Raw genomic sequence first — 13,084 nt, forward strand, 5'->3', positions numbered from 1 at the left:
TATTTAAAAAATAGGAGAAAAATCTCCTAATCATTAATTTCATAACCTAAGGATTGTAGGTCACTTCTGATTTTATCGGATAAATCATATTGCTTGTTAGCTCTAAGTTCAGATCTCACTTCAGAAATTAAATCAAGCAAGTCATCAGAGCCTGCACTGACTTCTTCAGTCTCAAAGCTAACTCCTAAAATATGAGCCACATCATCAAGGAATGCTTTAATAGCTATTTTATCCTCATCAGAAAATGAATCCAAATCATTTTTGGTATCATTAATCAAACCGAAGATTGCAGCAATAGCTTTTGGAGTGTTGAAGTCATCATCCATACTGTCAAAGAATTCCTTCTTATGAGGAGCTAACGCTTCACATTCGAAACTGTCTTCTCCAACTGAAACATCCAAAAGTTCATAGTATTTTCTGATTCTGTCCAAACTTTTTTCAGATTGGTGAAGTGAATCCTTGGAAAAGTCAATCGGACTTCTGTAATGTGTTGAAAGAACAAAGAATCTGAATGTTTCTGCTGCATAATCCTTAAGCAAATCACGAATGGTAATGAAATTGTTTAAAGATTTTGACATTTTTTCTCCATTAACATTTAAGAATCCTGTATGCAACCAGAACTTTACCATCGGAGCTTTGCCTGAAACCGCTTCCATTTGTGTTATTTCCGCTTCGTGGTGAGGGAAAATCAAGTCAAGACCTCCACCGTGGGCATCATATTGCGGTCCGAAGTAGTATTCAGTTATTGCAGTGTCTTCAATGTGCCATCCAGGTCTTCCGTCTCCCCATGGAGAAGGCCAGGTAGGCTCATCCACTCCAACACGTTTTTTCCAAAGCGCAAAGTCCTGCGGATTTTTCTTGGTGGTTTCCGCAATGTCTCTGTGAGATTCAAGCTCTTCAACATTTCTGTTGGATAATTTTCCGAATTCGGGGAATTTGTCTATTTCAAAGTAAACCCCATCTTCGGTTTCATAAGCGAATCCCTTATCAATTAATCTTTGAATCTGATCCAATATTTCATCAACATGATCGGTTGCTCTTGCAAATAAGTTAACGCCATTGACATTTAACTTGTTCATATCTTCAATGTATCTTTTTTCGAATTTGCGAGCCAACTCCTGTGCAGGAATTCCACTTTCTTTTGATCTGTTGATAATCTTATCATCAATATCGGTAATATTCTGGATATAAAATACTGCATACCCTTTGAACTCCAGATATCTTTTTATTGTATCAAAAGAAATGTAGGTTCTTCCATGTCCAATGTGAGCATCATCATAAACAGTTGGACCGCAAACAAATAAGTTAACTCTGTTTTTATTAATAGTTACAAAATCCTCTTTACTGCGAGTTAAAGTTGAATAGACGTCCATAAAAAATAACCTCAAAAAATAGTAATTATAAAAGGCAAGTGAGGGATTTGAACCCCCGTATTATGGTCTGCAGCCACACACCTAAGCCACTCGGTAAACTTGCCACTTAATATTAAAGTATAATAAAATATTGGTTATTGATAGTTTAAATAGTTTACTATTTTTTCCAATATTTTACCAAATTTACTCAGATTCAGACCCAATACAAGTTTGACAATCATCACCTAGTTCTGATTTATCAATACCCAATTGCACTAAAACATCAGCTGTTTTTACATTTTTACAAATTTTACAAGTTCTTGGAATTAAATCTGCTTTTGTAGCTTCTCCTTCAGACAACTCACGTGCAAATTCCTGAACCATACCCCTAACATTGTCATCCAGTTTTATTCCACTGCCTCTTTTATCAGTAATGTACTGAGATACAGCAGGCTGAGTTATGTCCATAAGTTCTGAAACATCTTTTTGTTTCATCCCTAAATTTAAAAGTTCTTTAGCTAGTTCAGATCTAATTGCAGGGATTACATACCATACTACAATTTCACAAGGCGGCTTCATAATTAATCACCATCTTCCTTAAATAAATCACCAAATTGAACCTTATCATCGACTTTCTCTTCAGTCAAACATATTCCATTTTTATCAAGCAAAATTTGAATAAGTTTCTCATTTTCATCTATCTGTTTTTCCAAAGATCTTATTGCCGCTGCAACAGGGTCCGGCAGCTTATTGTGTTCCAAATCAACAACATGACTTTGATTTTTACATTTGACGATTCTGCCCGGAACACCAACACAGGTTGATTCCGGCGGAACATCCTTCAATACAACTGCACCAGTACCTATTTTGGCATATTCGCCAATGGTAATGTTACCCATTACTTTAGCTCCAGCACCAATAATCACTCCATTTTCAATGGTTGGGTGTCTTTTGCCCTTACTAGTTGTAGTTCCACCAAGCACAACACCTTGATAAATTAATACATCATCACCGACAATAGTTGTTTCACCAACAACAATGCCCATGCCATGATCTATAAAAACTCTTTTACCAAATTGTGCACCTGGATGTATTTCAATTCCTGTGAGAAAACGAGAGATAGTTGATAGTATACGAGCTAACAATTTTAAAGAGTGATTCCAGAACCAATGGCTGATTCTATGAAATACCAATGCATAAAACCCAGGATAACATAGAAATATTTCTATTGATGATCTCATCGCTGGGTCTTTTTCTTTAAAAGTGTTAATCTCACTTTTCAAACTATCAAACATTTAAAATCTCCAAAGTTACTATATTGTAATATAATATAACATATAGTATAAATAGTTATTCTTATTCAAATAACCAGTCTACGGAGAGATATCTTTCACCATTGTCCGGTAATATTGCAATTATCCTTTTGCCCTTATTTTCTTCTCTTTTAGCTAATTCCAAAGCAGCAAAAGTTGCAGCTCCGGAAGATATTCCGGTAAATATACCTTCATTTTTAGCAAGGGCCAATAAGGTTTTTCCGGCATCTTCGCTTGCGACCGGGAAGATCTCATCAATAACGTCAGCTTCATAGATTGAAGGAACAAATCCTGCACCGATACCTTGGATTTTATGAGGTCCTTTTTCCCCTTTTCCAAGTGTTTGGGATTCTTCCGGTTCGACAACAACTACTTTAACATCAGGAAGTACTTCTTTTAGACCTTTAGCAATTCCTGTAGCTGTTCCACCTGTTCCTGCTGCGGATACGACAAAGTCAACATTGCCATCAGTGTCCCTTAAGATTTCCTGAGCAGTAGTTTCATAGTGGATTTTTACATTTGCAGGGTTGTCAAACTGACCCAAAATAATGGATCCTTCAGTTTCCTCATTGAGTTCTTTTGCTTTTGCAATTGCTCCACCCATTCCATCAGCACCAGGAGTTAAAACAAGTTCTGCTCCTAAAACACTTAGGAATTTTCTTCTTTCAACAGACATTGTTTCAGGCATGGTTAAAATTAATTTGTAACCTTTGGCAGCTGCAGCAAACGCAAGTCCAATACCTGTGTTACCGCTGGTTGGCTCAATGATTGTTGCACCAGGCTTGAGCAAACCTTTTTCTTCCGCATCTTCAATCATTGCAACAGCAACACGGTCTTTTACACTACCAGTTGGGTTGAATGATTCGATTTTTACATCAACTTCCGCTTCTAAAACATCAGTTAAATTATTTAATCTTACGATTGGAGTGTTTCCAATAGCATCGGTAATGCTATCAAGTACTCCTCTTTTTAATTCTGGTATATTTGCCATATTTTTTTCTCCTACAATAATTAATTTGTTTTTAATGGTATATTAAAAGGGTTATTCTGAAAGTTATAAAAAAATTATAACTATTGTTATATAACAATGTTTTACTTTATAAATGTTTTGGTATAACTAAAAATAAAAGTTAAAAAAAGAAATAAATTAGATATTTTCTGCGTAATAATCACAAATCTCAGTACAGGGACAAATCTCACACTGAGGAGACATTGGTTTGCAGATATTCTGACCAAACTGAACCATCAAATCATTCAGTTTAATCCACAAATCCTTAGGAGCGATTTTACACAATTCAACTTCAGTATCTTCAGGGTCTTTTGTATCCACCAAACCCATACGGTTTGATATTCTGTGAACGTGAGTGTCGACAGGAATCGCAGGAAGCTCAAAAGCAAATACCATAACACAATTTGCAGTCTTACGGCCAACACCAGGAAGCTTTACAAGCTCTTCTACAGTATCAGGAACCTCTCCACCATACTGATCAATCAGGATTTGGGAAACTTCAACTATTCTGCCTGCCTTAACGTTGTAAAAACCGGCAGGTCGGATTAGCTCTTTAATATCATCAATTGGAGCTTCAACAATTTCATACATGTCCTTATATTTGTTGAATAAGTTTTCAGTAGCCTGGTCTGTGTTTTCATCACGGGTTCTTTGAGATAAAATAGTTCTGACCAGTACCTTGTAAGGATCATGGTCCAAAAATGTCCTTATCTCAAAAGTACTCTCTAAATCTTCAATTAATTGAATTACACGTTCCTCTTTATTCACTCTACCAACTCCAATTCAAATCCTAGCTCTGCCATTGATTCTATAAAATTAGGGAATGAAACATCAAACACTTCACCATTAGTAATTTCAACATCATGTTTTAAGCCAATCAATGAAAAGGCCATGGCCAGCCTGTGGTCTCCATGTGAATCCACCACACCAGAAGATACACCCCCAGTTATGCTCATTCCATCTTCATGTTCAGTCAAGTTACAGCCTAACTTTTCAAGCTCACGGCAAGTCGTATCAATCCTGTCCGTTTCCTTTACTCTTGCATGAGCAACACCTGTAATGTTGGTTGTACCTTCAGCCATTGCAGCCAGCACAGCAACTGTTATCAAAAGGTCAGGAGCATTTGACAAATCAACATCAATAGCTTTCAGACTGCCTGTAGATGCGATTTCAACATAATCTTCACCACGGACAACAGTTGCACCCATCTTTTGCAGAATATCCAGGATTACCTTATCACCCTGTTTGGAATTTCTAAATAAGTTTCGGATTATTGCTTTTCCTCCATTGATAGCTATCAATGCCAAAAGATAGGAAGCGGATGAATAATCCCCCTCAACAGTATAATCACAGGCAACATAATCCTGTTTTCGAACTTTAAACTCATCGATTCTGCAGCTTTGATGTTCCTTATCACAGCTTTCATGCTTTAAAAAATATCCGCTTAATGTTTTAACGCCGAATTTTCTCATAATATCCAAAGTCATATTAACATATGGCTTTGATTTGAATTCAGGTAAAACATATAGAGTAACGCCCTCCTGAGATAAAGGAGATGAAATTAAAATTGATGAAATAAATTGAGAGCTGACATTTCCATAAATATTGGTTTCACCACCAACATATCCCGGTTTGATTAAAATTGGTGCCTTTTCGTTGTCTTTTAATGATTCAGTTTCGATTCCTAACGGCCATAATGCATTCATCAACAATCCCATCGGACGAGTCTGAAGGGACTCATCTCCTGTTAAAATAACTTCATTATCACTTAAAGCAGCTACGGAAGTCATTAACCTTAAAGTAGTTCCGGAATTAGCCAAATCTATCGGATCTTCACAAGAATTGTGTAACTTACCACCTGTTCCGACAACTTCCAAATAATCATCGTTTCTTTTAATTTTAGCACCTAAAGCCTCACAAACTCGAATTGAAGCCAATGTATCTTCCGAATACAGCATATCATATAATTTAGAAGTACCTTTAGCAAGTGACGCCAGAATTACTGCCCTATGAGAATAGCTTTTTGAAGGCGGCGCTTTTACAACACCCCCAATTTCTGAAATATTTTTAATCTTAAGAATCATTTTATCATACCGAAAAGAGAATATGCTTATCGATTTACCCTCAATTTTTTCTGTACTAAAATTTATTTCGGATACTTAATTAATTTTTTGGAACAGTGCCAAAAGCATATATGCGTTTCTGTTAAGTAACTTAATTCAAAAAAAAATTAAAAGAATACAATAAGATAAGAAATTTGACATGACCCATATCTTATTGTTGATTATTTTTAATTAATGATTCCAATTCATCCAGACGTTTGTTTAATTCCTCGTTACGTTTTTGATTATGTTTTAATAAAATTGCAGCAGTTAATGTTGCAGTACCTACACCTGATAGGATGTATCCTCCCCAAACCAAAGCCAAAGCATTCAATTTACCGATACCCGTATTACCAAGTATAGCATAACCGTTACTTGTAAATGCATTTGAAACCATAACCAATGCATCTAAAGGAGCAACACTTTCTGCAATTGTTGTGACAATAAAACTAACAAATATCAAAGAAAATAATAATATAATTGCAATTCCAAGGCCATTTGTCTCTGTATATTTCCTGAATTTGTCAAAATATACTTTAATGAAATATGCGTAAACGAAGACATGAATTAGATAAATTGGCCATGTTAAAAGATATTGATTGAAGACAAATAATATTATTGATTCATAAGGCACCAATAGGAAAAATAATATTCTATTATTCCAAGAGCTATAATCTAAAGTTAAAGCAATATACACCGATACAACAATTTGTAAAATCGCAATAGGAATTACATCCATTTTATTAATAGCAGTGATATATATTATGAAAATAAAGAAAATGAACATCATTATTAAGTAATAAACTTGTTTTAATGTTTCAAGTTCTTGTTCGGGAAAATATTCACCAGGATTTAAAAATTTACTATCACTATTATCTACTTTTTTATAAATAAATTTTCCAATTACGAATAGTATGCCAAATATTAGAATTGGAATAAGTACTTCACAAATAACATTAAAAATCTCCATAATTATAATTTATCAAAACATGTATTTTAATCTTTTATTTTAAAGAAAAAATAACTTAACACCCCATATATAAACATTTACAATCTCTGTTTAGGAAATTCCAAAAATATATAACACAACAAAAAGAAAAAGGAATAATAGGATTGAATTATTTAATAATATATCCGAAAGATGACAAAAGTTACTAAAAATTGAAAAAATTGGAGGATTAAATAAAAATGAATGAAACAATTAAGGAACACTCTTGGATTCCGCTAATAGTAGTGGCTCTTGCTTCCTTTATCATAGCTTTGGATGCTACATTCATGAATGTTAGTATTTCACAGGTCGTTGTAGACTTGAATACTGATGTGAGTACTATTCAATCGACCATGTCTTTTTATACTCTCATCACCGCCGCATTCATGCTGCTCAGTGCCAAGCTTCAGGACATAGTTGGTAAAAAGAAACTGTTTTTAATTGGTACTGCGCTTTATGGTCTTGGTACATTCACAGCAGCGGTAAGTCCAAGTGCTACAATATTATTTATCGGATGGGCAGTAATTGAAGGAATTGCTGGGGCATTAATGATGCCTGCTACAGTTTCTATAATTAGTGGAACATATTCCGGTGAAAAACGTACAGTTGCATTGGCAATTGTAGGTGTAATGGGTTCAATTGCAGCCGCTATCGGTCCGCTTTTCGGTGGAATCATGACAACATTCTTAAGTTGGAGATACGGATTTGCATGTGAATTAATAATCGTTTTCATCATTTTAATAATGAGAAACAAAATTCCTGTTTTCGAACCTACTGAATCTAGAAGTGATTTGGACATTACTGGTTCCATAATTTCAATTATAGGTCTTGTTCTGTTAGTTTTAGGCATATTGTCATTATCTAAAGACTTTAACACCAGCATAATCGTGATTATTGTCGGATTAGCTGCATTAGCAGTCTTTGCATTGTTTGAAATCAGAAGAAAAAGAAACGGCAAAGTACCATTACTTGATATGGACTTATTTAAAGACAGAAACTTACGTGTGGGAACTTTAATTTTATTAATAGCTTATCTTGCAATGGGTGGGGCATTGTTTGCAGTTTCCCTGTTCTTGCAAAGCGTATTGCAGTTAAATGCATTCGATACTGGTGTGACTACACTTCCGTTGACTATAGGTTTGCTTATTTTTGCAATATTGGCACCAAGTTTAACCGGAAAATTAAGTCACAAGAAAACCATGGCAATAGGATGTGTAATGGCAATCATTGGATGTTTACTGTTAAGTTATCAATTTAGACTCGATACAACAATATGGACTTTAATGCCAGGCCTGTTTGTATTAGGCGCAGGACTTGGTTTCATCATGGCATTATGTACAGACATTTCATTATCCAACATCCCTGCTGAAAGTCAAAATAACGCATCAGGTATTAATTCAACAGGTACCTCATTAGGTGAATCAATGGGTACAGCAATTATCGGAATAATTCTAATTCTTGGAGTAATGGGCGGTATCAGTACTGCTGTCGATACATATGCACCTGATCATTCAGGAGACGAACAATTCCATCAAGACGTCAATAATTACTTCCAAAAAGTTGGTAATCTAGACAATATTACACAGGACAGTCTTCTCGTAGATGTTGTAAACATCATTATTCAAGAAACCATGGCATTCGTAATGATGGTAACTGCCATTCTTATGGCTGTTGTTCTTGTTCTAACGTTGCGGCTAGAAGATATAAAAATTAAACAATGAGAGTTTATCTCTCATTAACCTTTTTTTAAATTGAAATGTGAAAAGCATGCCTCTTTTTGAATTTCTATTTTTTCATGTGAAAATAACAAATTATAAATAGTCAAATTTCAATCAGGATTAGAATATCTTTTTATTATTAACACCACATCAACATGTTTTTAATCTAAATTAATCAAATATACTTCTATGAAAGAATTCGAAAAAATGCTAGCCGGCCTTGAATACTGTTATGATGATGAAGAAATTTCATTAATGAAATTATATGCCATTGAAAATGCAAATATATTCAATTCACTTGCTGAAGATGATTTGGAAAAGCAGCACGAGGTTTTAAGTGAAATTTTAGGTTCAGTTGGTGAAAAAGTATGGATAGCCAAAAGATTCTGCTTTGATTATGGCAAAAACATATTCATTGGAAATAATTTTACTGCAAACTTCAATCTGACAATATTGGACATTAACGAAGTGCATATTGGAGATAACGTAATGATTGGCCCAAATACAACAATAACGACTGTAGGCCATCCATTATCCCCTAAAAAAAGAAGACAGCATTTAGGTCAGGCCAGTGAAATCAGAATTGGAAATGATGTTTGGTTAGGTGCCAATGTTACCGTACTTCCGGGAGTTACAATTGGAAATAATGTCGTTGTTGGTGCAGGTGCTGTTGTAACAAAGGATATTCCCGACAATTCTCTTGCAGTAGGCGTTCCGGCTCGCGTCATTAAAGAAATAGAAAATGATATAGATTAAATTTACATGATTTGGACTATTAAAATGAATTCAAAAAATATTAACTTAATAATTAATTTATTGCTGATAATTTTAGAAATTATCGGATTTGTATTGGTTTTTAATGAATTGGGAATTAAGTCATTAGAATACTATACGGAAGACAGTAATCTATTGCTATTAATATCATCAGTGATCTTTTTAATCTATATCTCAAAAAACAGGGAACTGCCTGCATGGTTCAAGTCCTTTCGATATGTTTCAATAGTTTCCACAACATTAACACTGATTATTGTTGTAACAGTACTGTCCTGGACAACCGATTTAGGACTCTATCACTTGTTATTCGGCGGATCCATGCTGTACCACCACACATTATGCCCGCTGCTGGCAATTTTATCATTTGCCTTTGTTGAAAAATATGATGGCCTAAATGCGGTTAGGGGCTTGTATTTTACAATAGTATATGGGGCAATAATGATTGTTTTGAATATCTTAAAAATAGTTGAAGGACCGTATCCATTTTTGCTGGTAAATAAGCAGCCAATATTGCATTCAATATTGTGGACAGTGGTTATTTTTGCTATAACCTATGCAATAGCATTAATATTAAAAAAAGTTAATGGGAAAGTAATTATCTAATTACTTCCACAATCATATCCAAGTTTTCGGATTGCAAGATGTCAACCTTCTTACCGGATGCACCTACAATCTCCTTTTTGACATTTAACATGCCTTCAGGAACTACAATCTCGCCGACAGTCAGCTCATTGTTTTTCTCCAAAGCAGCACCGATTTCATCAATGTCAGTAGATTTTAAATATCCTATGATTTTACCGGCATCTCCCTTGAATGTCGGTCCGATTTGAGACATGTCAGGCTCAACTTCAATGATTTTTTCATGAACTTCAGGTTTTCCCTGACTGATAGCCAAATCCTTAATTTTTAAAGTTCCTTTTATGTCATCATCGAATTGATTGAAAATTTCAACCAGTGCGTCATCGGAAGTGTAGACATTCACTTCAGCAAGTTCCGCATTCAACGGTATTTTGGATGCTGATTTGAATCTTCTTACTTCATCAATTAGCTCAACAGTAGTTTCACCTTTTGTCTCCATTTCATCGCTGATGAGTTCCTCATATACTTCAGGCCATAATGTTGTATGTATTGACTCGTCTGAGAAGTATTGGTAAACTTCCTCGGTAAAGAACGGTGCAATCGGAGCCATCAATTTAAGTGAAGTTTCAACAACTGTTTTTAATGTGTATTTTGCAGCTTTTCTTGATTCATCTGAAACATCTGTGTACAATCTGTATTTTACGGCTTCAATGTATTCGTCACAGAAATCATGCCAGAAGAACCTTTCGATTGAGGTTATTGTATCTGCAAAGTTATAATCGGCAAATGCGGCATCCACTTTTTTATTGAGGTTGTTGAGTTTTGACAAAATCCATAAATCTAGCGGTCCTAAATTATCCTTAACATCTTCATATGCAACTTCTTCATCAAATATCTGCATGCTGATGAATCTGAATGCATTCCAGAATTTTCTAAGGAATCTGTATCCGTGCTTGATGTCCTTCCAGTCAAATATTACATCAGATCCAGGAACACTGTTGGCAGCCCATGTTCTTAGAGGGTCTGCACCGTATTGTTCAATGACCTCTTCAGGTCCAACCACAAATTCAGGCCTTGACTTACTCATTTTGTTTCCATCTTCACCGAATACCATACCGTTGATTACAATATCATCAAACGGCTTTTGTCCGGTTAAGGCAATACAACGTAAAGTGGTGTAGAATGCCCATGTACGGATAATATCGTGTCCTTGCGGACGGATATTTGATGGGAAATGATTTACATAATCTTCATCAGGCCATCCTGCAATGGACAGCGGTGAAATTGATGAATCCATCCAGGTGTCCAATACATCCACTTCAGGTACGAACTCTTCACATCCGCATTCACATGCATGTTTTGGTTTATCTACAGTCGGATCGATTGGCAAGTCTTCCACATCAGGCAAAATAACTTTTCCACAGTCTTTACAGTACCATACAGGAATTGGGGTTGCAAATATTCTTTGTCTTGAGATACACCAGTCCCATTCCATGGAATCTGCCCAGTTGACCATACGGGATTTCATGTGCTCAGGCACCCATTTCATCTCATCGGCTGCAACTTTGGTCTTTTCAATCAAATCCCTTACTGCCACAAACCACTGTTCCTTAAGAAGAATTTCAACAGGAGTCTTACATCTCCAGCATTGACCTACGTTTTGGTCAACCTGTTCTTTCTTCAACAGGTATCCTTCTGCATCCAAATCTTCAATAGTCTGTTTTTTACAACTTTGCAAGTCCATTCCTTCATATCTTCCTGCGGCAGCTGTCAATATGCCCGCATCGTCCATGACGTCAATGACTTCAAGGTCATATTTTTGAACCCAGCTTACGTCAGTTTTATCCCCGAATGTACAAATCATTACTGCACCTGTACCGAATTCAGGATCTACCTCTTCATCTGCAATGATTTTTACTTTTTGGTGAGATAAAGGAACTTCAACATATTTGCCTAAAAGGTGAGTGTATCTTTCATCTTCAGGATGAATTACAACAGCCACACATGCAGACATCAGTTCAGGACGGGTTGTTGCAATTAAAATACCTTCCTCTTTAGGGTCGGCCTGTTTTCCTGACTCCTGTGAAGATGCAATATCCTCATATGAATCTTCAACTGCAGGAGGGAAGTTTACATAGTTTAAAAAGGTTGTATTGTCTGAGTATTCGACTTCCGCAAATGCAATAGCTGTCTGACAGCGAGGACACCAGTTTACAGGGTGTTTGCCCTGATAGATTAATCCATCCTCATACATTTTTAAAAATGAATATTGAGTCCTTTTCATGTACTCAGGATTCATTGTAACGAACTCACGAGACCAATCTTGTGAATAACCCATTGCCTTCATGTCCGCTTTCATACTTGCAATGTTTTTGGTGGTCAAGTCAATACAATATTGTCTGAATTGAGCTCTTGAAACATCATTTTTCTTGATTCCATGAGTTTCTTCAACTTTAACTTCAGTCGGAAGACCATGACAGTCCCATCCCTGTGGGAACAAGACGTCAAATCCTTTTTGTCTTCTGTATCTTGCATTCATATCAATATAAACCCAATTCAGGACGTGCCCTAAGTGAATTGCGCCTGTTGGGTATGGTGGAGGAGTATCAATAACATATCTAGGACGAGATCCATCTCCAATGTATTTGTAGATGTTTTCATCTTCCCATTTCTTCCCCCATTCTTTTTCTTTTTTAAAATCATAGTCTTTAGGAATTTCTTCTTTTGACATATATTTTCTCCTAATAATGTAAGTAAAAATAATATTATTAATTATGTAGTTTATTATTTAAAAACATTTATAATAGTTAACTATATTATATAATAAAATCAAAATAATATTATTATAAATTAATAAAGGACTGTGAAAAAATGGAATTGTTATGGTTTTATGTTGCCCTTGTATTAGCTGTAAGCGATGTATTGCACACTACATTAATGTGGAAAGTTTTAAATAATTTCTACATAGTGTTAGGAGGTCTAATCCAGCAATCCACACATTCTACATGGCAAACATGGTTAGTTCACGAAATAATGGAAGCGGGATTTCATTTCATTGTGCTGTCAATAGTTTTCCTGAACCCAACTATAGGAATTGAAGCAGCCCTTATTCATTTTGTTATAGATGTAACCCATACAGTATTCATAAGAGATTTGGGCGAATTGGAACATAGAGCGCTACACTTTACAATAGAATCTTTATTTTTCATGGTACTATATGGATTATGAAAATAATTAATGGAGTTATTA

General features: G+C 35.3%; 12 protein-coding genes and 1 tRNA gene. 4 read left to right on the top strand and 9 right to left on the bottom strand.

The features are described 5' to 3' along the window. Positions 1-26 precede the first annotated feature (26 nt). From cysS to QZU83_RS05610, 8 genes are all read right to left on the bottom strand, one after another. Complete coding sequence (cysS, locus tag QZU83_RS05575; protein ID WP_295610345.1) at positions 27-1,373, bottom strand: cysteine--tRNA ligase; 1,347 nt, start codon at positions 1,371-1,373, stop codon at positions 27-29. Positions 1,374-1,405: 32 nt separating this feature from the next. Further along, positions 1,406-1,477, bottom strand: a tRNA-Cys gene (locus QZU83_RS05580). Positions 1,478-1,556: 79 nt separating this feature from the next. Beyond that, positions 1,557-1,931: a transcriptional regulator gene (locus QZU83_RS05585; RefSeq protein ID WP_295610346.1), complete on the bottom strand. Its 375-nt coding sequence runs from the start codon at positions 1,929-1,931 to the stop codon at positions 1,557-1,559. Positions 1,932-1,933: 2 nt separating this feature from the next. Then, on the bottom strand, positions 1,934-2,647 hold the full coding sequence (gene cysE / locus QZU83_RS05590) for a serine O-acetyltransferase (protein ID WP_295610347.1): 714 nt from the start codon (positions 2,645-2,647) through the stop codon (positions 1,934-1,936). A 61-nt stretch (positions 2,648-2,708) separates the two neighbouring features. After that, on the bottom strand, positions 2,709-3,656 hold the full coding sequence (gene cysK, locus QZU83_RS05595; RefSeq protein ID WP_295610348.1) for a cysteine synthase A: 948 nt from the start codon (positions 3,654-3,656) through the stop codon (positions 2,709-2,711). A gap of 156 nt (positions 3,657-3,812) precedes the next feature. After that, positions 3,813-4,442 (bottom strand): endonuclease III, encoded by a 630-nt coding sequence (gene nth / locus QZU83_RS05600; protein WP_295610350.1) that lies wholly within the window; start codon positions 4,440-4,442, stop codon positions 3,813-3,815. Continuing rightward, a complete protein-coding gene (gene aroA, locus QZU83_RS05605; RefSeq protein WP_295610352.1) occupies positions 4,439-5,758 on the bottom strand; it encodes a 3-phosphoshikimate 1-carboxyvinyltransferase in 1,320 nt (439 codons plus the stop codon). Before aroA ends, nth begins: the two co-directional genes overlap by 4 nt. A 190-nt stretch (positions 5,759-5,948) precedes the next feature. Then, positions 5,949-6,515: a hypothetical protein gene (locus QZU83_RS05610; protein ID WP_295610354.1), complete on the bottom strand. Its 567-nt coding sequence runs from the start codon at positions 6,513-6,515 to the stop codon at positions 5,949-5,951. A gap of 449 nt (positions 6,516-6,964) precedes the next feature. Here QZU83_RS05610 and QZU83_RS05615 point away from each other — a divergent pair, with 449 nt between their 5' ends. From QZU83_RS05615 to QZU83_RS05625, 3 genes are all read left to right on the top strand, one after another. Beyond that, positions 6,965-8,485, top strand: a complete 1,521-nt coding sequence (locus QZU83_RS05615) for an MFS transporter (RefSeq protein WP_295610356.1) — start codon at positions 6,965-6,967, stop codon at positions 8,483-8,485. 186 nt (positions 8,486-8,671) lie between these two features. Continuing rightward, positions 8,672-9,238, top strand: a complete 567-nt coding sequence (locus QZU83_RS05620; RefSeq protein WP_295610357.1) for a sugar O-acetyltransferase — start codon at positions 8,672-8,674, stop codon at positions 9,236-9,238. A gap of 24 nt (positions 9,239-9,262) precedes the next feature. Beyond that, positions 9,263-9,859: a hypothetical protein gene (locus QZU83_RS05625; protein ID WP_295610359.1), complete on the top strand. Its 597-nt coding sequence runs from the start codon at positions 9,263-9,265 to the stop codon at positions 9,857-9,859. Here QZU83_RS05625 and QZU83_RS05630 read toward each other — a convergent pair. Continuing rightward, positions 9,852-12,566 (bottom strand): valine--tRNA ligase, encoded by a 2,715-nt coding sequence (locus QZU83_RS05630; protein WP_295610361.1) that lies wholly within the window; start codon positions 12,564-12,566, stop codon positions 9,852-9,854. The two genes, QZU83_RS05625 and QZU83_RS05630, sit on opposite strands and share 8 nt — an antisense overlap. A gap of 140 nt (positions 12,567-12,706) precedes the next feature. On the opposite strand from QZU83_RS05630, the gene QZU83_RS05635 reads away from it, so the two are divergent. After that, positions 12,707-13,063, top strand: a complete 357-nt coding sequence (locus QZU83_RS05635; RefSeq protein ID WP_295610362.1) for a hypothetical protein — start codon at positions 12,707-12,709, stop codon at positions 13,061-13,063. Positions 13,064-13,084 lie beyond the last annotated feature (21 nt).

Source organism: uncultured Methanobrevibacter sp. (assembly GCF_902771435.1).
GTDB lineage: Archaea > Methanobacteriota > Methanobacteria > Methanobacteriales > Methanobacteriaceae > Methanocatella.